Origin of the sequence: Nocardia sp. NPDC056541, from assembly GCF_042794235.1 — a bacterium.
Lineage (GTDB): Bacteria > Actinomycetota > Actinomycetes > Mycobacteriales > Mycobacteriaceae > Nocardia.
Genome location: NZ_JBHTUD010000006.1, coordinates 309128 through 328653 on the forward strand (window position 1 = coordinate 309128; position 19526 = coordinate 328653).

Consider the following 19526-nt stretch of genomic DNA (forward strand, 5'->3'; position numbering starts at 1 on the left):
CGTCCTTTGTGGTCATCACACGGCCTGCCAGTACGGCAGCACGGTGCCGTCGGGGAGCTTTTCGAACGCGACGCGGACAGGCTGGTCGATGGCGACATCGGCGGGGTCGATGCCACGCAGTTCACCGAGCATGCGCACACCCTCGTCGAGTTCGACCAGGGCGACCACGAAGGGCAGATCGCGACCAGGCACCTTGGGCGCGTGGTGCACGACGAAGCTGAACACCGTGCCGGTGCCCGCGGCGACCACGTAGTCGGTGGTCTCCGCCTTGTCCTGCCACAGCGCGGGAACGGGTGGGTGGCGCAGCGTGCCGTCGGGCAGACGCTGAAGGCGCAGCTCACCGATTTCGGTTCCCGCCCAGAAGAACTCGGTATCGCGCGAGATGACCGGGCTGACGCGACCAGCGGGCGCGCTGCTGGGCGATGCCGACGTCTGCTCCGCTGCCGCAGCGGCGGTAGCCGGCGCGAATTTCAGGATGCGGAACAGCATTTCGGTGACGACCTCGTCGCCCACCGACCAGGTGGTGGTGAAGGTCAGGAACCAGCCGTCGCCGAGCCCGGTTCGCTTGGGGCCCTTGAACTCCGAGAGCCTGCTGCTGACCGTCACCTCCTCCCCCGGCGTCAGGTAGCGGTGGTAGGTCTGCTCGCAGTTGGTGCCGACAACGGAGGTGTAACCCGCGTCGTCGAGCAGCTGTGTCGCCAGGCCGAGTGGGTCGTCGGCGGTGCGCACCCCGCGCAGGCCGTTCATCGTCCACACCTGCGCCATGGCGGGCGGGGCGACGATGCCGGGATGACCTGCCGCCCTCGCTGCCTCGGCGTCGACGTAGATCGGGTTGGTGTCCCCCAGCGCCTCGACCCAGTTGTGGATCATCGGCTGGTTCACCGGGTCACGACCGGCACGCGGCGCGGACTCACCCGCCGCCGACAATTTCGCCAGTGCTTCGGGAATGTCCTCGGGGGTGATGCTGTCCGGCACGCGCCGCTCCTTGTTCATCGGGGGACGCGCGGCAGATCGAGGCCCGCGGTGGCGACCAGTTCGCGCATGATCTCGTTGACGCCGCCACCGAAGGTGACGACGAGGTTCTGCTTGGTACGCCGGTCCAGCCAGCCGAGCAGTTCGGCGGTGCCGGGCTCGGCGGGGTCGCCGTAGCGGCCGATGATCTCCTCGACCACGCGACCCGCCTCCTGCAGCGATTCGGTGGAGAAGATCTTGGTCGCCGAGGCGTCGGCGATCACCGCGTTCTGTGCGGCGGAGGTGTCGGCGGCGGCGACCTGCCAGTTCAGCAACTCGTTGAGCCGCACCATGGTGCGCACCCGGCCGAGTGCGCGACGCACTTCGGGCTCGCCGAGCAGACCGTGCTCCGCCGACCAGTCGTGCAGGCGGTCGTAGAGCTGTTCGATCTTGCCGGACGGGCCGAGGCTGACGCGCTCGTGGTTGAGCTGGGTGGTGATCAGCCGCCAGCCGCGGTTCTCCTCGCCGACCAGCATTTCCGCGGGTACCCGCACGTCGTCGAAGTACGTGGCGTTGGTGTGGTGGGCGCCGTCGCAGGTGATGATCGGAGTCCAGGAGTAGCCGGGGTCCTTGGTATCGACGATGAGGATCGTGATGCCGCGGTGGCGGGACTCGACCGTGCCGGTGCGGCACGCCGTCCAGACGTAGTCGGCCTCGTGGGCGCCGGTGGTGAAGATCTTCTGCCCGTTGACGATCCAGTCACCGTCGCTGTCGCGGACCGCGGTGGTGCGCAGCGCGGCGAGGTCGGTGCCCGCCGACGGCTCGGAGTAACCGATGGCGAAATGGATGTCGCCGGACAGGATTCCGGGCAGGAACTTCTTCTTCTGCGCGTCGGTGCCGTACTTCTGCAAGGTCGGCCCCACGGTCAGCAGGGTGACCAGTGGCAGCGGGACATCCGCGCGGACAGCCTCGTTGAAGAAGATCTGCTGTTCCATCGGGCCGAAACCCTGGCCGCCGAACTCCTTGGGCCAGCCGACTCCGAGCCAGCCGTCGCGGCCCATCCGGCGCACCACCTCGCGGTAGGTGTCGCCGTGCCGGTCCACCGCCATCGCCGCGGCCTCGGCCGGGCTGATGAGATCGGCGAAATAGGAACGCAATTCTTCGCGCAACCGCCGCTGTTCGGCGGTCAGATCGATGAACATCTTGCTCCCAGAAGGTCGAGCCGCAGACCCGCACCGCCGAGGAGCCGGGCGAGGTCTTTGGCCTGCGAGTAGTAGCGGTGCATCGGGTGGGTGATATCCACACCCAGTCCACCGTGCAGGTGGTGACATTTCTGCATGGCGCGCGGAACTTCGGCCGCGGCCCAGTAGGCGAGCACGTCGAGGTCCTCGTCGATGCGGTACTGGTGCTGGGGCGAGAGGTCCGGCTGCGCCAGTGCCCAGCACGCCGACTCCGCGGCCACGTGCAGCGTGCGCGAGACCACGTACAGGTCCGCGATCTGCTGCGCCACGGCCTGGAACTCGGCCAGCGGCCTGCCGAACTGCTCCCTGGTGCGCACGTGCTCGGCGGTGAGCGTGATCGCGCCCTTCAGCAGGCCGTCGGCGACCGCGCCGATACAGGCCAGTGCGTGGCGGTGCAGGACGGGCAGCGCGTCATCGGCCAGCAGTTGGTCGGCCGGGATCTCGACGTCGTCGAGGACCAGCGTCGCCTCCGGGATACCCGCCGACCCCGCCACCGGGATGATCTCGAGCCCCGGCGCGACCGAATCGACCAGTGCCACCCCGGCATCGGTGGGCACCAGAATCCACCGCGCCTGCTCGGCGTAGATCACGCCGGACTTGCGCCCGGTGATCCGCACCGTGTCGCCCGCGCGCACGGCCCTGGTGGTGGGCGCGGTGGTGAACGGTGCGCCCGGTTCGTTGAGCGCGGCGGTGAGCACGGTGCCCTTGCCGACCTCGGCGAGCACCCGTTCGGCCAGTTCGTCCGACAGCACACCGAGCAGCGGCAGCACACCGAACCCGAAGGTCGGCAGCGCCGGGACCGCCGCGGCGTCGGTGGCCAGCTCCATGAGCAGGGCCGATACCTCGAGCAGTCCCATACCGTCGCCGCCGAACCGTTCCGGCACCGGCACGGCCAGCAGACCGGAGTCGACCAGGCTCGGCCACAGGGCCATATCCCTGGCCGGCTCACGTTCGAGCAGGCTTACCACTACCTCGGCTACGGCGTCGGCGCTTTCGTCGCGGGTGAAATCCACGGCGTCCTCCCTCATCGAGCTAACTGTCCGCATCGCGCGGCAGGCCGAGAATCCGTTCGGCGGCCACGGTCAACAGGATCTGCTCGGTACCGCCCGCAATCGAGAGACACCGCGTAAGCAGGAATTCTTTCAGAGCATCACTGTCCAGGGAACCTTCTTGGCCGACAAGTTCCAGCGCGTATTCCGCCAGCTCCTGCCGATGCCGGACACCGACCAGTTTGCGAACACCGGCTTGCGCGCCCGCGTCGACGCCCGCCATTGTCGCTACCGCGATCCGCTGTTCCAGCAATGATCCAGCAACCGAAGACGTGATCAGCGCGCCGAAGCGGTCCTCACGCAGTTCCGTTCCCCATCCACCGACCGGGAAACGGTCGAGCAGGGCTTCGAGCGCGCCACCGATACCGCCGCCGCCCATGGCGACCCGTTCGGCCGACAGCGTGGTGCGCGCGATCTTCCAGCCGTTGTTCAGCGCGCCGACCAGGCAGTCGTCGGGCACGAACACGTCGTCGAGGAAGACCTCGCTGAACTTCTCCTCGCCGGTGATCTGCACCAGCGGCCGCACCTGCACGCCCGCGGCGCGCATATCGACGAGGAAGTAGCTGATGCCGCGATGCTTGGCCGCGGCCGGATCGGTGCGGGCCAGGCAGATGCCCCAGTTCGCGGTGGAGCCGAGCGAGGTCCACACCTTCTGGCCGCGCAGCACCCAGCCGCCATCAACCTTCTCGGCGGTGGTGCGCAGGGCGGCCAGATCGGAACCCGCGCCCGGCTCGCTGAACAGCTGGCACCAGATGACCTCGCCGTGCAGGGTCGGCCAGACGTAGCGTTCGATCTGCTCCTCGGTGCCGAAGCGCAACAGCGTCGGCACGGCCCAACCCGCGACGGCGAGGTCGGGGGTCGTCAGCTCGGCGCGACGGAGCTGTTCGGCGATCTGCAGGCAGGTCATCGGGTCGGCGGCACGGCCGTAGGGCCGCGGCCAATGCGGCATCACCATGCCCGCTTCCACCAGCGCGCGCGTCTGGTCGGCGGGCTCGAGCGCGGCGATCGCGGCGACCTCGTCCGCCAGCGCGGTGTCGACGGCCGCGTCACCGAGCACCCGTTCGGCGCCGGTGGTGCGGCGCCGACCGGCCCTGGTGAGCTCGGCGACCCGGGCGCGCCAGCGCGCCGAACCACCGAGGAGCTGGCGCAGCGAGCTCGCCCGGCGCAGGTAGAAGTGCGCGTCGTGTTCCCAGGTGAAGCCGATACCGCCGAGCACCTGGATGGCGTCCTTGGCGTTGTCGACGGCGGCATCGAGGGCCACCGAGGCGGCCACGGCCGCGGCGATCGGAAGCTCGTCGCCGCCCTCGTCGATCGCGGCGGCGGCGTCGGCGGCGACCGCGCGGATCAGCTCGGTGCGGCACAGCATCCAGGCGCACAGGTGCTTGATCGCCTGGAAGCTGCCGATCGGCTTGCCGAATTGTTCACGCACACGGGCGTATTCGACCGCGGTACGCAGGGTCCAACCGGCGATGCCCGCCAGTTCCGCTACCGCGAGCGCTACGAAGAGATCGGTGACATCGGCCGTCGGCGCGAAGCCGTGATCGGCCGGTACGGCCACCTCGGCGGCGCTGACCCGCGCCAGCGGCACGGTGTGGTCGCCGTGCGCCAGCGACGTCACCGTCACCGCTTCAGCGGGCAGCAGCAGCCATCGGGTGCCGTCGATGGTGTTGGCGGGCACGAGAACTCGGGTCCGCTCATCGGCGCCGTAGACGAAATCCCAAGTGCCGGAGACACTCCAGCCGGTATCGGTGGCGACCGCCTTCGCGGACTGCTCGTCGCCGGGCACCGCGACCGCGCACGGTGTGCCGTCGGCGAACGCTCCCTCGGTGATCAGCCCGGCCAGCGCGGTGGCCAGCACCGGACCGCCGACCAGGTCGTCGCCGGTCTGCTCGAGCATGACCGCCAGGTCGGCGACCGTGCCGCCGAGACCGCCATTGTCCTCGGGCAGCGCGACCTCGAACAGCCCGAACTCGCTCAGCCCGGTCCAGTACCCGCGCCAGGCGGCCGAGCCGCCGGTCCGCATTGTTTCAATCGGCGCGACCGTGCTCGCCCAGCCCCGCAGCGACGCCGCGACGGCTTTGTGCTCGTCAGTGGTGGCGATGGTCACAAGAAGATCCGCCCTTCCGGCGTGGTTCACACTTCTAGAACATGTTCTAATATCTAAGCCGGGTATAAGTCAAGAGACCTACACTCGCACTAAGCTCCGGGCACGGCTCGGCCGATGAATTGCCACTGAAGCGAAAGGGTTTCCACGATGGACAGTCCCGCACCAACGCCCACCGTGACGACGCTGTCCGAGGACGAGCTCAGCTCCAGCGCACAGCGCGACCGGCGCAAGCGCATCCTCGACGCGACCCTCGCGCTCGCCTCCAAGGGCGGCTACGACGCCGTGCAGATGCGCGCGGTCGCCGAGCGCGCCGACGTGGCCGTCGGCACGCTGTACCGCTACTTCCCGTCCAAGGTTCACCTGCTCGTTTCGGCGCTGGCCAGGGAATTCGAGATGTTCGAAGGCAAGCGCAAACCACTACCCGACGGCGACGGCCCGTCCGAGCGCATGCACACCCTGCTCACCCAGATCACCCGGATGATGCAGCGCGACCCCTTGCTCACCGAGGCGATGACGCGCGCGTTCATGTTCGCCGACGCCTCGGCCGCCGCGGAAGTGGATCGGGTGGGCAAGGTGATGGACCGGGTCTTCGCCCGCGCGATGAGCGACGGCGAACCCGACGACCGTCAGCTCGCCATCGCCCGCGTCATCTCCGATGTGTGGCTGTCGAACCTGGTGGCCTGGCTCACCCGGCGCGCGTCCGCGACCGATGTCACGGAACGGCTCGAGCTCACGGTCGACCTGTTGCTGGGCGATCGCGGATAACCCAGCAACCCGGCAAAGCTCACTACCGCAACATCACAAATCGCCCATCGCTGTTGACACCCGTCGGCTGTGCGCCTTCCAGTAGGAAGATGCATAGCCGACGCCGCATATGCGAAACAGCGCATCTACCGGGAGCGCGTGCCTCGCCGCGCCCTCATGTGCCCGGTGAGCTCGACGAATCCGGCAGACGGTGGTGGGCCGCCGGTACGAAATTTGCCGTAAGGTCGCGAGCAAACGACCGGGGGTCGTGCGCACAACCCGCCGCGCCGCTCGCGCGGCAAAATTGACGCAGTATTGTTTTTCGCGCCCCCTGATCAACTCCTCCCATCACTAGGTTGGATGCGTGAGCGCACAGGAACTGCCCTTGGATGTCCGCCGTGCACTGGCGTCGGTTGCGCGCGTGCCACGGCTCTTGGTTGCCTCGGACTACGACGGGACCATCGCCCCGATCGTGTCCGACCCGTCGAAAGCGTTTCCCCAGCGGGAATCGGTGAGCGCGCTACGCGCGCTGGCGGGGTTGTCGAACACTACTGCGGCAGTGATTTCCGGTAGAGCGCTCCGAGACCTGGCGGCGCTGTCGCGCCTGCCGGTCGAGGTGCAGCTGATCGGTAGTCACGGCTCGGAGTTCGACGTCGGCTTCGTGCACGCGATCGACAACGACGCCAAACAGCTACTGACAGAGATCAATTCCGCGTTCTCGAAGATCTCCGCCGAGAACCCGGGTGTGACCGTCGAGATGAAGCCGGCCAGCGCCGCGCTGCACGTGCGCAACGCCAGCCCCGAAATCGGCAGGCGCGCACTGACTTCCGTTCGCCAAGGCCCGGCCTGCTGGGTGGGCGTGCAGGTGACCGAAGGCAAGGCGGTGATCGAGCTCGCGGTGATCCCCACCGACAAGGGCACCGCGCTCGACACCATCCGCCATCAGGAAAGCGCTTCCGCCGCAGTGTTCTTCGGCGACGACGTGACCGACGAGAAGGCGTTCCGGGTGCTCTCTGGACCGGATGTCGGCATCAAGGTCGGCGAGGGCGAGAGCATCGCCAAGCTGCATGTGAACTCCACCGAGGAGGTGGCGCGCGCGCTGGCGTTCCTCGTCGAGGAGCGGCGGACCTGGCTGGCCGGGGCGAGCGCCCCCCGGATCGAGCGGCTGAGCATGCTGGCCAGCCCGCGCTCGGTCGCGCTGCTCACCCCCGACGCGACGGTCACCTGGCTCTGCCACCCCGAACCGGATTCGGCGGCGGTGTTCGCGCATCTGCTCGGCGGCGCGGCGGCCGGGCACTTCACGGTGGCGCCGGAGCGGCCGAGCCTGCCACTGTCGCAGCGGTATGTGGACGGCACGATGACGGTCGAAACACGGTGGGCCAGTTTGCAAGTGGCCGACTACCTGCCGCACGACGTGGCTCCCGATCGCACCGATCTGACCAGGGTGATCACCGGCGCCGCGAAGGCCGTGGTCACCTTCGCGCCACAACCGGAGTTCGGCCAGGTGCCGGTGCGAATGCAGGTCGTACGCAGCGGGATTCAGGTCAGCGGCACCAATGATCCGATGGTGCTTCGCTCCCCCGGTGTGGAGTGGGAAATCCTGTCCGACGGCACCAACGAGCAGGCGCGCGCGGTGGTCGACCCGTCGCTCGGGCCGGTCGTGCTCGAATTGCGGTGCGGAACCGCGGATCTCGCGCCCTCGATGACGCCCGAGCCACAGCGCCGCCAGCTCGCCGAGCAGTACTGGTCGCAGTGGGCCTCGGAATTGCTGCTGCCGCCGCTCAAGCCGGATCTGATGAAGCGTTCGGCGCTCACCCTGCGCGGGCTGGTCCATCGCCCGTCGGGCTCGATCCTGGCCGCGGCCACCACCTCGCTGCCCGAGGACATCGGCGGCGTGCGCAATTGGGACTACCGCTACTGCTGGCTGCGTGACGCGTCGCTGACCGCGCAGGCACTGGTGACCCTGGGCTCGCTGACCGAGGCCGAGGAGTTCCTCGGCTGGGTACACAAGGTGCTCGACACCCTGCCGGGACCGGAGCGCCTGCACCCGCTGTACACGATCTACGGCGAGACCCTGCCGCCCGAGGCCGTGATCGACGCGCTGCCCGGTTATGCCGGATCGCGGCCGGTGCGGGTGGGCAACGCGGCCAACATGCAGGTGCAGCTCGACGTGTTCGGGCCGATCGTCGACCTGATCACCTCGATGTCACACGAACGCGAGCGCCAGGGCATCACCGCACCGGCCAAGGCCCTGCCGGATGCCGACTGGGAACTGGTGCACGCGATGGTGTCGGCGGTGCAGCGCCGCTGGACCGAACCCGACCACGGCATCTGGGAGATCCGCGGCAACCCGCGCCACCACGTGTACTCGAAGGTGATGGGCTGGCTCACCATCGACCGCGCCCTGACCCTGGCGGATCGCTTCGACCGCCCCGCCGATCCCGACTGGGTGAGCTTGCGCGACACGATCGCCGACGAGGTGAAGGCGAAGGGCTGGAACGACGAGGTCCAGTCCTACACCGCCGCCTACGACGGCACCGACCTGGACGCGGCCACCCTGCACATCGGCCTGAGCGGCCTGATCGATCCCGCCGACCCACGCTTCGCCGCGACGGTGGTGGCCACCGAGGCCGAACTGCGCAGCGGCGCCACGGTGTACCGGTACCACCACGACGACGGGCTGCCCGGCGGCGAAGGTGGCTTCCACCTGTGTGCCGCCTGGCTGGTGGAGGCGTACCTGCTGATCGGCAGGCGCTCCGACGCCGAGGCGCTGTTCGCCCAGCTGGTCGCCGCCGCGGGACCCACCGGCCTGCTCAGCGAGGAATACGACCCGGTCGCCGAGCGTTCCCTCGGTAACCACCCCCAGGCGTACAGCCACCTGGGCCTGCTCCGGTGCGCCCAGTTGCTCAGCCAGCCGGTCAACGCCCTGGTCTGACAACGCTCGACAAGCCGGGTTCGAATTTCGAGCCCGGCTTTTCGATGCGGTTCGTACTGGGTATTCGTAGCTGCTAATCTAAAACGGTAACGATTTCCATTACGATCTAGAGCTTGCTCGCCAGGAGTGCCGCGTGAACCCTCGATTCGCCCGCTTGTTCGCCGGTCTCACGGCGGGGGTGGCGGCCGTGGTCGTCCTCAGCGCCTGCGGTACCAGCTCCAGCGATTCCGATACCCCCCAGATCGTCGCCTCCACCAATGTGTGGGGTTCGGTGGCCTCTGCCGTTGCCGGGCCGGATGCCCAGGTGACCTCGATCATCAGCGACCCCGCCGCCGATCCGCATTCGTTCGAGACCTCGGCCACCGACACCGCCAAGATCAGTGACGCGGATCTCGTCGTGTTCAACGGTGGGCACTACGACGAGTTCATCGAGAAGGCCATCTCGGGCAAGGACAAGCGGACCGTCGAGGCGTTCGAGCAGCGCGCGGACAAGAACGACGACAACGAGCACGTCTGGTACGACGTGAGCACCGTCGCCGCCGTCGCCGATCGGATCGCGGCCCAGCTCGGCCAGGTCGACGCCGCGCACGCCGATGCCTACACCGAGCGCGCGGTCGCCTTCAAGAATCAGCTGATCGGCGTCAGCACCATCACCGGCACCATCGCCACCCAGACACCGAACGCGCCGGTCGCCCAGTCCGAGCCGCTCGCGCACTACCTGCTCACGGCCGCGACCGCGCAGGACAAGACCCCGCACGAGTTCCAGGAAGCGATCGAGCAGGAGACCGACCCGGCCCCGGCCGCCGTCGCCGCCACCCGCGACCTGATCACCGGCAAGCAGGTCAAGGCACTGATCTACAACACCCAGACCGAGGACAAGATCACCCAGGACCTGCGGGCCACCGCGCAGTCCGCGGGCATCGCCGTGGTCGAGGTCACCGAAACCCTGCCTGCCGGAATGGATTACATCCAGTGGCAGACCGCCAACGCCAAGGCGCTCGCCGCGGCCCTGCGCTGAGGACCCCCATGACCGAGGCAACCGCACTGTCGGACACCACCGCCGCACCGGACATCGAGACCGCCGACGCGGCGATCCGGCTGCGCGGGGCCACCATGGCCTTCGGCGACCGCACCCTCTGGCGCGACCTCGACCTCGACGTGCGGCCGGGTGAGTTCATCGCCGTCCTCGGACCCAACGGCTCGGGCAAGACCTCGCTGCTGCGCGCCCTGCTCGGCACCCTCGACCTGAGCTCGGGCAGCGCGGAGATCGCGGGCAGGCGAGCCGGGGTGGGCAATCCGGGCATCGGCTACATCCCGCAGCAGAAGACCATCGACGCGGGCGTGCAGCTACGCGGCGTCGACCTGGTCGGCCTCGGCGTGGACGGGCATCGGTGGGGGCTCGGATGGCGCGGGCGTCGCAGCCGGGCAGCGAAGGTCGAGCGGGCCATCGCCGCGGTGGGCGCCGGGTCGTTCGCGCACGCGTCGCTGGAGACGATGTCCGGTGGGGAGCAGCAGCGGTTGCGGGTCGCGCAGGCCCTGGTCGGCGACCCGTCGGTACTGCTGTGCGACGAACCGCTGCTGAGCCTGGATATGGCGAACCAGCGCCTGGTCGCCGAGCTGGTCGACCGGCGCCGCCGCGAACACGACACCGCGGTGCTGTTCGTGACCCACGAGATCAACCCGATCCTGCCGCTGGTGGACCGGGTGCTGTACCTGGTGGACGGTGGCTTCCGGATCGGTACGCCCGATGAGGTGATGACCTCGCAGACGCTGTCGGAGCTCTACCGCACCGAGGTCGAGGTGCTGCGGGTACGCGGCCGCCTGGTGGTCGTCGGAACCGGCGACGATATGGACGCCCTCGGCGGTACCGCCTGATGGAAAAGCTCACCAAGGTGTTCCAGCAGATGTTCGACTTCACCACCACCGCGAACCTGCTGGGTTACGACTTCGTGCAGCAGGCGCTGTTGGCGAGTGCCCTGCTCGGGTTGCTGGCCGGCTTGATCGGACCGCTGATCGTCGCCCGGCAGATGTCGTTCGCCGTGCACGGCACCAGCGAGCTCTCGCTCACCGGCGCGTCGGCGGCGCTGCTCGTCGGGGTCGGGGTCGGATTCGGGGCGATCGCCGGTTCGGTGGTCGCGGCCGTGCTGTTCGGGTGGCTGGGTTCTCGTGCGCGCGAACGTGATTCGGTGATCGCGGTGGTGCTGTCGTTCGGGCTCGGGTTGTCGGTGCTGTTCCTGTGGCTCGCGCCGGAGCGGGCCGGGTCGAAGTTCTCCCTGCTCACCGGGCAGGTCGCCGGGGTCGGCTACGACGGGCTCGCACTGCTGGTCACCTGCACCGCGGGCGTGCTCGCCGTGCTGGCCGTGGTGTATCGGCCGCTGTTGTTCGCCAGCTCCGATCCCGAGGTCGCGATCGCGCGCGGGGTGCCGGTGCGGGCACTGTCGGTGGTGTTCGCGGTACTGCTCGGCATCACCGCCGCGTTCGGCGTGCAGATCGTCGGCGCGCTGCTGGTGCTCGCCTTGCTGATCACCCCGGCCGCCGCGGCCGCGCAGGTGACCTCGAGCCCGATGCGGGCGACCGTACTGTCGGTGATCTTCGCCGAGGTCGCCGCGGTCGGCGGGCTGCTGCTGTCGCTCGCCCCCGGTGTTCCGGTGTCGACCTTCGTCACCGCGATCTCGTTCGGCATCTACCTGGTGTGCCGGGTCGTCGGACATCGCAATCGGCAACTCGCGCACGCGCGCTGAACCCGCGCCGGATCCCGCTCCGATGCCCGAACGGCCGCGAACCACGGAGGTCGGCGCGCAGAATGGCCAGCATGATCGACTTCACCGTTCCGGATGATCTGGCCGCACTGCGAGATCGGGTTCGCGCCTTCGTCGTCGAGCAGATCGTGCCGTTCGAGCGCGATCCCCGGCTCACCGCGCACGGCCCCAACGACGACCTGCGGGCCGAACTCGTCGAACTGGCCCGCGCCGAGAAGCTGCTGACCGTGCAGGCGCCGGTGGAATACGGCGGGCTCGGACTCAGCCACGTCGAGCAGGCGCTGGTGTACGAGGCGGCGGGGTGGTCCACGCTCGGACCGGTCGCCATGAACTGCGCCGCGCCCGACGAGGGGAACATGTTCCTGCTCGGCAAAGTCGCCGACCCGGAGCAGGTCAACCAGTATCTGATGCCGGTGATTCGCGGTGAACAGCGCTCGGTGTTCGCGATGACCGAGCCCGGCGGGGCCGGGTCGGACCCCGGGCAGCTCAGCACGGAGGCGGTGTTCGACGGCGAGAACTTCGTGATCAACGGCCTCAAGTGGCTGATCACCGGCGCCGACGGCGCCAAGACCTGGATCATCATGGCCCTGCTCGCCGAGAACCCCCACCTGCCCGCCGGGCCGACCCTGTTCCTCGCCGACGGTGACGCGCCGGGCATCGTGATCGAGCGGATCATGAACACGATGGACCGCAACTACGTCGGCGGGCACGCGGTCGTCCGGTTCGACAATCTCACGCTGCCGCCGACGGCCGTGCTCGGTCGCACCGGACAAGCCCTGCGGTACGCGCAATTACGGCTCGCCCCCGCTCGGCTCACACACTGCATGCGCTGGCTCGGCGCGGCGGCCCGCGCCCAGTCCATCGCGCTGGACTACGCGCGTACGCGCACCGCGTTCGGCAAGCCGATCGGTGAGCACGAGGGCGTGTCGTTCATGCTCGCCGACAACGAGGTGGCGCTGCACCAGTGCAGGCTGACGATCTGGCACGCCTGCTGGCTGATGGATCAGGGACAGCAGGCCAGACACGAATCGTCGATGGCCAAGTCGTATGTGTCCGAGGAGCTGTTCAAGGTCACCGATCGCTGTGTGCAGGTGCTCGGCGGGATCGGGATCAGCGACGAGACGGTGGTGGAGATGTTGTTCCGCGACATGCGCGCGTTCCGTCTTTACGATGGCCCGACGGAAGTGCACAAGTACGCGATCGGCAGACACTTGCTGGCCGGTCGCTAGTACGATTCCATCCCATGAGTTCGGAATTGCTCGTCGATGTCGAAGGCGGCGTCGCGCTACTGACGCTCAACCGGCCAGCCAAGCAGAACGCCGTCACCCCGACGATGGCGGCCGAGCTGAGCGCCGCCCTTCGCCGGTGCGATACCGAGGACGCGATCCGCGCCGTCGTGATCACCGGCACCCCGCCGGCGTTCTGCGCCGGCGCCGACCTGGCCGCGCGCGGTGGCGACGTGAGCGCCACGCTCGATCCGCCCCCCTGGCAGGTCCGTAAACCGGTGATCGCCGCGGTGAACGGGCATGCGGTCGGTATCGGGCTGGCGCTGGCGCTGCAGTGCGACCTGCGCTATTTCGCTCGCGACGCGGTGTACGGGCTGAACCAGGTGCGTCGCGGGGTGCTCGCCGACGGGTTCGCGCACTGGACGGTGCCGCGCCTGGCCGGCCTGGCCAACGCCGCCGACATCATGCTCACCGGGCGCACCTTCGACGGTGACGAAGCCAAGTCACTCGGACTGGCCAATGCCGCACTGCCCGCCGACGAGGTGCTGATGACCGCGATGGCGGTGGCCCACGATATCGCCACCGGGACCGCTCCCCTGCCGGTCGCGCTCACCAAGCGGCTCATCTGGGAGAGCCTCGGCATGACGCCCGCGGTGGTCGGGCAGCTCGAATCCGAGCTCAACGCGCAGGTTGCCAAGAGTGTCGACGGTGGCGAGGCGATGGTGGCGTTCAAGGAGCGCCGCCCGCCGAACTGGACCGGCAGCGTCAGCGGCGAATGGCCCGCCTGGGACGCGCCCGGCGTGCGCCCGAGCCTGGACTGAGCCTAGAAGTTCCCGTTGCAGGACCCGGCCAGGTACAGCATCGCGAACAGCAGCATGCAGATGGTGCCGAAGATGCCCGCGATATAGCCGATCAACACCTGAGACCGGCCGCTGAGCGCACCGTAGGACGCGTCGATGTCGTTGAGTGCCCGCTTGCCGAGCACCCACGCGATCGGCCCGAAGATCCCACAGCAGAACGGGCTGAGCAGCCCGAGCACAAGGATCAGGTTGGCCTGCGGGTGCTCGACCGTTTCGCCGATCGGCTGATTAGGGATCGCCACAGCACGAATTGTACGGTGACAGAGCAGTTTTGCCCGTCAACCGCGCGGACTCAGCCCAGACGGCGCTGCCTGGCGATGTCGGCGAGGACGACGCCCGCGGCAACCGAGGCGTTGAGCGACTCGACCGGGCCCGCCATCGGGATGCTCAGGATCGAGTCGCAGTTCTCGCGCACCAGACGCGACAGGCCCTTGCCCTCCGAACCCACGACCACGACCGTAGGGACACTGCCGTCGAAGTTGTCGAGGGTGGTGTCGCCGTCGGCGTCGAGGCCGATGACCTGAATGCCCTGCGAGGCCCAATCCTTCAGTGTGCGAGTCAGATTGGTGGCCCTGGCGACGGGAAGGCGGGCAGCCGCACCCGCACTGGTACGCCACGCCACGGCGGTGACGCTGGCACTGCGACGCTGCGGGATCACCACGCCCTGACCGCCGAACGCGGCCACCGAGCGAATGACGGCACCGAGGTTGCGCGGGTCGGTGATGTTGTCGAGCGCGACCAGCAGGGCGGGCTCGGCAGTGGACTTCACCCGGTCCATCAGATCGTCGGGATGGGCGTAGCGGTACGGCGGCACCTGCAGGGCCACGCCCTGGTGCATTCCGTTGGCGCTCAGCCGGTCCAGATCGGTGCGGGGCACCTCGAGAATGGAGATGCCCATGTCGGCGGCGCGCTGCACGCTCTCCGAGAGCCGGTCGTCGTTCTCGGTGCCGACCGCCACGTACAGGGCGGTCGCCGGCACGTCGGCGCGCAGACACTCGAGCACGGGGTTGCGGCCGAGCACCAACTCGGGACCCTCGTCGGACTTGCGTCCCGCGCGCGGGACGCCGGACTTTCCGGTCGGCCGACCCTGTGCCGCATTGGCTTTGGCCGCCGCTCTGGCCCGCTTGGCGGCGGGGTGCTTGGTGCGCTCGGACGCGGGCGGGGTCGCGCCCCTACCCTCGAGACCGCGGCGATGCTTCCCGCCGGAACCGGCGACGGCGCCCTTCTTGGTGCCGCTCTTCCTGACTGCTCCGCGTCGCTGTGAATTGCCTGCCATCAGTTCGCCTTTCCGCTCGATGCGCCCAGCGACCATTCCGGCCCCTGCGGGGTATCGGTTACCTCGATACCCGCGGCGATGAGCCGATCCCGTGCGGCATCGGCTTCTGCCCAGTTCTTGTCGGCCCGCGCGTTCGCGCGGCGATCCAGCTCCGTGCGGACGAGCACGTCGAGCGCGTCGATCGCCGCCGAATTGTCGGCGGGGGTGTACCACTGTTCGTCGAGCGGGTCGACGCCGAGAATTCCCAGCATCGCCCGCACCTGACCGGCCAGTTCGACCGCGGTCTCCACCGCACCCGCTTCCAGCGCGCGATTGCCTTCGTGCACCACGTGGTGAATTTCGGCCAGCGCCTTCGGGACTGCCAGATCGTCGTCGATCGCGGCGGCGAATCCGTCGGTCCATTTACCGACGGGCACTTCGCCCGCGCGGTCCAGCACTCGCTGCACGAAGGCTTCGATGCGCTGATAGGAGGCGACCGCGTCGTCGAGTGCCTTGTCGGAGTATTCGAGCATCGATCGGTAATGCGCGCTGCCCAAGTAGAAACGCAATTCTACCGGGCGCACCCGGGTGAGGACATTCGGCACCGAGAGCACGTTGCCGAGTGACTTCGACATTTTCTCCCCGCCCATCGTCACCCAGCCGTTGTGCAGCCAGTAACGCGCGAAACCATCACCCGCGGCTTTGGACTGGGCGATCTCGTTCTCGTGGTGCGGGAAAATCAAATCCATTCCACCGCAGTGGATATCGAATTCCGCGCCGAGATAGAACTCGGCCATCGCGGAGCATTCCAGGTGCCAGCCGGGGCGACCGGGGCCCCACGGCGACGGCCAGCTCGGCTCGCCGGGCTTGGCGGCCTTCCACAGCGTGAAGTCGCGGGGGTCGCGCTTGCCGCGGGTCGGGGTCTCGCCCTGGTGCACGTCGTCGAGTTTGTGGCCCGACAGCTCACCGTAATTCGGCCAACTCACCACATCGAAATAGACATCGCCGTCGGCGGCATAGGCGTGGCCGCGCTCGATCAGGCGCTGCATCAGATCGATCATCTGGGTGATGTGACCGGTGGCGCGCGGTTCGGCCGACGGCGGCAGCACGCCGAGGGTCTCGTAGGCCTTGTCGAACGCGCGCTCGTGGGTCGCGGCCCATTCCCACCACGGCCTGCCCGCTTCGGCGGCCTTGTTCAGGATCTTGTCGTCGATATCGGTGACATTGCGGATGAACTGCACGTCGTAGTCGTGCGCGAGCAACCAGCGGCGCAGCACGTCGAAGGCGACGCCACTGCGCACATGACCGATATGGGGTTGCCCCTGAACGGTGGCCCCACACAGATACACCGAGGCACGGCCGGGGACCAGCGGGGTGAATTCCCGCATGGTCCGCGTGTCGGTGTCAAAAAGGCGCAAGGTCACGGCATTCGATCCTAGTCGGTGGGATTGGGGTGGGGTTGACCGGCCGGTTCGTGGCGCCGTAGTGAACGGAACGGCTGATCGAATCGGCGAAAAGCAATGCGCGGAAAGAAAGGTTCAGTGGCCCGTAGGGGCTACGAACACGCCGCGATCAGACAGGTGGCGATAGCGGCGATACCCTCGCCGCGACCGGTCAGACCGAGACCGTCCGTCGTGGTGCCCGACACCGACACGGGGGCGTCGAGGAGTTCGCCGAGCACTTTTTGCGCTTCGGCGCGGCGGGGGCCGATCTTCGGGCGATTACCGATGACCTGCACAGCGGCGTTCACGATCTCGAAGCCTTCGTCGGCCAGCAGCCTGCGGACCTCGGTGAGCATGGCGGCCCCGGTGACACCGGCCCATTCGGGGCGGCCTACGCCGAAGACAGCGCCCACGTCGCCGAGGCCGGCGGCGGAGAGCAGGGCGTCGCAGAGCGCGTGGGCGGCGACGTCACCGTCGGAGTGGCCCGCGCAGCCGTCGGCATCCGGGAACAGCAGACCGGCCATCCAGCAGGGCCGTCCCGGCTCGATGGGGTGCACGTCGCTGCCGATACCGACTCTCATCGGGCAACCGCCTGCTCGACGCCGGGACGCCCGACGGCAGGCGAACGACCGCCGTCAGCCAGCAGCGCCTCGGCCAGGCGTAGGTCGAGAGGGGTGGTGATCTTGAATGCCAGTGGGTCACCGGGGACCGTGTGCACGGCGACACCGAGGCGTTCGACCAGGCCGGCGTCGTCGGTGGCGCCATCGTCGGTGGCGTAGGCGCGGCGGAGCAGGTCGGCGGCGAAGCCCTGGGGGGTTTGGATGGCGCGCAGGTGGGCGCGATCGGGGGTCCCGGTGACGATGCCCGCGTCGTCGACCGACTTCACGGTGTCCACGACGGGCAACGCGGGTACCACGGCCTGACTGCCTGCCTGGAGCTCGGCGGCCACCCGTGCGATCAGTTCCGGTGGGGTGAGCGCTCGTGCGGCATCGTGCACGAGATAGCACGCGGCGTCGGGCGCGGCGGCGATGCCCGCGCGCACCGAATCGGTGCGCTCGGCGCCGCCCACCACCACCTGCACCGGCACAGGGGGCATCGAACCGCCGGTCAGCGAACCGCCGGTCAGCGAGGTGGTGGTGGACAGCAGCGCGGATGCGGCCTCGACCAGTTCGGCGGGCACGACCACGACAACCCGGTGCACCGCACCGGACGCGATCAGACCGTCGACGGCCAACCGGACCATAGGTGTGCCGCCGACCGCGACGAACGCCTTCGGGGTGGGTTCACCCAGGCGCACGCCACGACCGGCGGCAGGGACCAGTGCTACGACAGGTCGCACTTGTTCGTTTGTTTCTAGGAAGCCGCGGCGAGAACCTCGTCGAGCAGCGATTCGGCCTTGCCGTCGTCGGTGCCCTCGGCGAGCGCGAGCTCACCGACGAGGATCTGACGGGCCTTGGCGAGCATCCGCTTCTCACCGGCGGACAGGCCGCGGTCCTGCTCACGACGCCACAGGTCACGCACCACTTCGGCCACCTTGTTCACATCGCCGGAGGCGAGTTTCTCGAGGTTGGCCTTGTAACGGCGGGACCAGTTGGTCGGCTCCTCCGTGTGTGGCGCGCGCAGCACCTGGAAGACGCGGTCGAGACCTTCTTGGCCGACGACGTCACGGACGCCGACGTATTCAGCGTTCTCTGCGGGAACCCGAACGGTCAGGTCGCCTTGCGCAACCTTCAGGACCAGATACTCTTTCTGCACACCCTTGATGGTGCGGGTCTCGATTGCTTCGATCAGCGCCGCTCCGTGGTGGGGGTAAACGACGGTGTCTCCGACCTTAAAAATCATGTGTCCCGTGCCCCTTTCGATGTTCACAGTTTAACATGCGACTCGATAACGGCGCGATCAACTGTGCAGGTCAGGGCCACAACGAGGCCATCGCAGGGGTTGACAATACAGAATTGTTGTGCATTGTGTTGTGGCAGAACGGGTTAACCACCAGCACAGCGACAGGTTATCGCACAGCGCGATCCCGGCATCGATCCGGCAAACCCCCTCGAGACACCGAACTGTTACTTCCGCACCCGCGCGTCGCGAGCCCGAACGTCACCCGCGCGAAGTGAACTACTACGCTGCCTAGTTACTACCCTCCGATCCCCGTGTGGACGGAGTGAGCCCGGTCGACATGGAGGACAAACCGTGACTGCCCTGAAAGCTGTGACCGCCCACTCGGCGCGACGTCGCATGGTGACGGTTGCCGCGCTCGCCGCTGCCGCGGGCATCGCCCTGACCGGCTGCAGTGCCGGCCAGCACACCCAGACCTCGACGCAGGCCGCCGCGATCAACGGCAACCACGCCAACGTCGGCGCCATCGCCCTGCGCAACGTGCACATCGTGTATCCGGAGGCCGCCGCCGAGCACGACAAGGGCGGCAAGGCGGTGATCGCGCTGTCGATCATCAACAACAGCGAGACCGTCACCGACGAGCTGACCAGCGTGAGCACCGACCTGGGCCAGGTCAAGATCACCGGAGCCGCGGGCGACCCCAAGTTCGTGCTGAAGCCGCAGCAGACCGTGGTCGTGGGACCGGGTGAGACCAAGCCCGCCGCGGCCGACGATCACCACGGCACCACCTCGGCGGCGCCGACCACCACCGGGGCCGCGCCGACCGGCGCGGCGGGTATCGACATCCCCTCGAACGACCCGGTGAAGACCCCGGCCACGATCGAGATCACGGGCCTGTCCAAGGACATCGTCCCCGGCCTGACCTACAACGTCACCTTCAACTTCAAGGACGCGGGCACCGTGCAGGTGTCGGTCCCGGTCGATGCCGCGGCCGTCCCGCGCATCGAGAACGAGAAGTCCGGCCCGGCGCCCGAGGGCGCGGGCGGTCACTGACACCAGCCGTGAGGAAGAGCCGTCGCGAACTTCGCGGCGGCTCTTCCTTTTTGTGTCGGTCCGGG

General features: G+C 68.5%; 18 protein-coding genes. 8 read left to right on the forward strand and 10 right to left on the reverse strand.

Annotated elements, in window-relative coordinates; all coding sequences use genetic code 11:
- Window positions 1-15: 15 nt before the first annotated feature.
- The 4 genes from ACFQ9R_RS13360 to ACFQ9R_RS13375 are packed head-to-tail and all read right to left on the reverse strand — an operon-like array spanning window position 16 to window position 5348.
- A complete protein-coding gene (locus tag ACFQ9R_RS13360) occupies window positions 16-975 on the reverse strand; it encodes a bifunctional MaoC family dehydratase N-terminal/OB-fold nucleic acid binding domain-containing protein (RefSeq protein ID WP_378990705.1) in 960 nt (319 codons plus the stop codon).
- A gap of 14 nt (window positions 976-989) precedes the next feature.
- On the reverse strand, window positions 990-2153 hold the full coding sequence (locus tag ACFQ9R_RS13365) for an acyl-CoA dehydrogenase family protein (protein ID WP_378990706.1): 1164 nt from the start codon (window positions 2151-2153) through the stop codon (window positions 990-992).
- Window positions 2138-3220, reverse strand: coding sequence for an acyl-CoA dehydrogenase family protein (locus ACFQ9R_RS13370; protein ID WP_378990707.1), 1083 nt, complete (start codon window positions 3218-3220; stop codon window positions 2138-2140). The genes ACFQ9R_RS13365 and ACFQ9R_RS13370 overlap by 16 nt, the downstream gene beginning before the upstream one ends.
- A gap of 4 nt (window positions 3221-3224) precedes the next feature.
- The gene (locus ACFQ9R_RS13375) at window positions 3225-5348 is read right to left on the reverse strand and encodes an acyl-CoA dehydrogenase family protein (protein ID WP_378990708.1); all 2124 of its coding nucleotides are present in this window, start codon (window positions 5346-5348) and stop codon (window positions 3225-3227) included.
- Between the two features lie 147 nt (window positions 5349-5495).
- On the opposite strand from ACFQ9R_RS13375, the gene kstR reads away from it, so the two are divergent.
- The 7 genes from kstR (at window position 5496) to ACFQ9R_RS13410 (ending at window position 13833) form a co-directional block, all read left to right on the forward strand.
- Complete coding sequence (gene kstR, locus ACFQ9R_RS13380) at window positions 5496-6113, forward strand: cholesterol catabolism transcriptional regulator KstR (RefSeq protein ID WP_378631587.1); 618 nt, start codon at window positions 5496-5498, stop codon at window positions 6111-6113.
- Window positions 6114-6456: 343 nt separating this feature from the next.
- The gene (gene otsB / locus ACFQ9R_RS13385; protein ID WP_378990709.1) at window positions 6457-9027 is read left to right on the forward strand and encodes a trehalose-phosphatase; all 2571 of its coding nucleotides are present in this window, start codon (window positions 6457-6459) and stop codon (window positions 9025-9027) included.
- 133 nt (window positions 9028-9160) lie between these two features.
- Window positions 9161-10045 carry a metal ABC transporter solute-binding protein, Zn/Mn family gene (locus ACFQ9R_RS13390; RefSeq protein WP_378990711.1) on the forward strand — a complete coding sequence of 295 codons (885 nt, stop codon included), beginning with the start codon at window positions 9161-9163 and terminating at the stop codon, window positions 10043-10045.
- A gap of 95 nt (window positions 10046-10140) precedes the next feature.
- Window positions 10141-10902: a metal ABC transporter ATP-binding protein gene (locus ACFQ9R_RS13395; RefSeq protein ID WP_378990808.1), complete on the forward strand. Its 762-nt coding sequence runs from the start codon at window positions 10141-10143 to the stop codon at window positions 10900-10902.
- Window positions 10902-11768: a metal ABC transporter permease gene (locus ACFQ9R_RS13400; RefSeq protein WP_378990712.1), complete on the forward strand. Its 867-nt coding sequence runs from the start codon at window positions 10902-10904 to the stop codon at window positions 11766-11768. Before ACFQ9R_RS13395 ends, ACFQ9R_RS13400 begins: the two co-directional genes overlap by 1 nt.
- 71 nt (window positions 11769-11839) lie before the next feature.
- On the forward strand, window positions 11840-13015 hold the full coding sequence (locus ACFQ9R_RS13405) for an acyl-CoA dehydrogenase family protein (RefSeq protein WP_378990713.1): 1176 nt from the start codon (window positions 11840-11842) through the stop codon (window positions 13013-13015).
- 14 nt (window positions 13016-13029) lie between these two features.
- Window positions 13030-13833 (forward strand): enoyl-CoA hydratase/isomerase family protein, encoded by an 804-nt coding sequence (locus ACFQ9R_RS13410; RefSeq protein ID WP_378631577.1) that lies wholly within the window; start codon window positions 13030-13032, stop codon window positions 13831-13833.
- A gap of 2 nt (window positions 13834-13835) precedes the next feature.
- On the opposite strand, the gene ACFQ9R_RS13415 is transcribed toward ACFQ9R_RS13410, so the two are convergent.
- The 6 genes from ACFQ9R_RS13415 to carD form a co-directional block, all read right to left on the reverse strand.
- Window positions 13836-14114: a DUF4190 domain-containing protein gene (locus ACFQ9R_RS13415; protein ID WP_378990714.1), complete on the reverse strand. Its 279-nt coding sequence runs from the start codon at window positions 14112-14114 to the stop codon at window positions 13836-13838.
- A 50-nt stretch (window positions 14115-14164) separates the two neighbouring features.
- Window positions 14165-15148 (reverse strand): 23S rRNA (guanosine(2251)-2'-O)-methyltransferase RlmB, encoded by a 984-nt coding sequence (gene rlmB, locus ACFQ9R_RS13420; RefSeq protein WP_378990715.1) that lies wholly within the window; start codon window positions 15146-15148, stop codon window positions 14165-14167.
- The gene (gene cysS / locus ACFQ9R_RS13425; protein WP_378990716.1) at window positions 15148-16551 is read right to left on the reverse strand and encodes a cysteine--tRNA ligase; all 1404 of its coding nucleotides are present in this window, start codon (window positions 16549-16551) and stop codon (window positions 15148-15150) included. Before cysS ends, rlmB begins: the two co-directional genes overlap by 1 nt.
- Window positions 16552-16682: 131 nt before the next feature.
- Window positions 16683-17150 carry a 2-C-methyl-D-erythritol 2,4-cyclodiphosphate synthase gene (ispF, locus tag ACFQ9R_RS13430; RefSeq protein WP_378990717.1) on the reverse strand — a complete coding sequence of 156 codons (468 nt, stop codon included), beginning with the start codon at window positions 17148-17150 and terminating at the stop codon, window positions 16683-16685.
- Window positions 17147-17908, reverse strand: a complete 762-nt coding sequence (ispD, locus tag ACFQ9R_RS13435) for a 2-C-methyl-D-erythritol 4-phosphate cytidylyltransferase (protein ID WP_378990718.1) — start codon at window positions 17906-17908, stop codon at window positions 17147-17149. The genes ispF and ispD overlap by 4 nt, the downstream gene beginning before the upstream one ends.
- A gap of 14 nt (window positions 17909-17922) precedes the next feature.
- Window positions 17923-18411: an RNA polymerase-binding transcription factor CarD gene (gene carD, locus ACFQ9R_RS13440; RefSeq protein ID WP_019044685.1), complete on the reverse strand. Its 489-nt coding sequence runs from the start codon at window positions 18409-18411 to the stop codon at window positions 17923-17925.
- A 351-nt stretch (window positions 18412-18762) separates the two neighbouring features.
- Here carD and ACFQ9R_RS13445 point away from each other — a divergent pair, with 351 nt between their 5' ends.
- Window positions 18763-19461 (forward strand): hypothetical protein, encoded by a 699-nt coding sequence (locus ACFQ9R_RS13445; RefSeq protein WP_378990719.1) that lies wholly within the window; start codon window positions 18763-18765, stop codon window positions 19459-19461.
- Window positions 19462-19526: the final 65 nt, after the last annotated feature.

Bases quoted from the DNA above. Each gene is read 5' to 3' on its own strand.
- ACFQ9R_RS13365 (WP_378990706.1), bottom strand. From the start codon at position 2,153: ATGTTCATCGATCTGACCGCCGAACAGCGGCGGTTGCGCGAAGAATTG.
- ACFQ9R_RS13370 (WP_378990707.1), bottom strand. From the start codon at position 3,220: ATGAGGGAGGACGCCGTGGATTTCACCCGCGACGAAAGCGCCGACGCC.
- kstR (WP_378631587.1), top strand. From the start codon at position 5,496: ATGGACAGTCCCGCACCAACGCCCACCGTGACGACGCTGTCCGAGGAC.
- ACFQ9R_RS13395 (WP_378990808.1), top strand. From the start codon at position 10,141: ATGGCCTTCGGCGACCGCACCCTCTGGCGCGACCTCGACCTCGACGTG.
- ACFQ9R_RS13400 (WP_378990712.1), top strand. From the start codon at position 10,902: ATGGAAAAGCTCACCAAGGTGTTCCAGCAGATGTTCGACTTCACCACC.
- ACFQ9R_RS13405 (WP_378990713.1), top strand. From the start codon at position 11,840: ATGATCGACTTCACCGTTCCGGATGATCTGGCCGCACTGCGAGATCGG.
- ACFQ9R_RS13410 (WP_378631577.1), top strand. From the start codon at position 13,030: ATGAGTTCGGAATTGCTCGTCGATGTCGAAGGCGGCGTCGCGCTACTG.
- rlmB (WP_378990715.1), bottom strand. From the start codon at position 15,148: ATGGCAGGCAATTCACAGCGACGCGGAGCAGTCAGGAAGAGCGGCACC.
- ispF (WP_378990717.1), bottom strand. From the start codon at position 17,150: ATGAGAGTCGGTATCGGCAGCGACGTGCACCCCATCGAGCCGGGACGG.
- carD (WP_019044685.1), bottom strand. From the start codon at position 18,411: ATGATTTTTAAGGTCGGAGACACCGTCGTTTACCCCCACCACGGAGCG.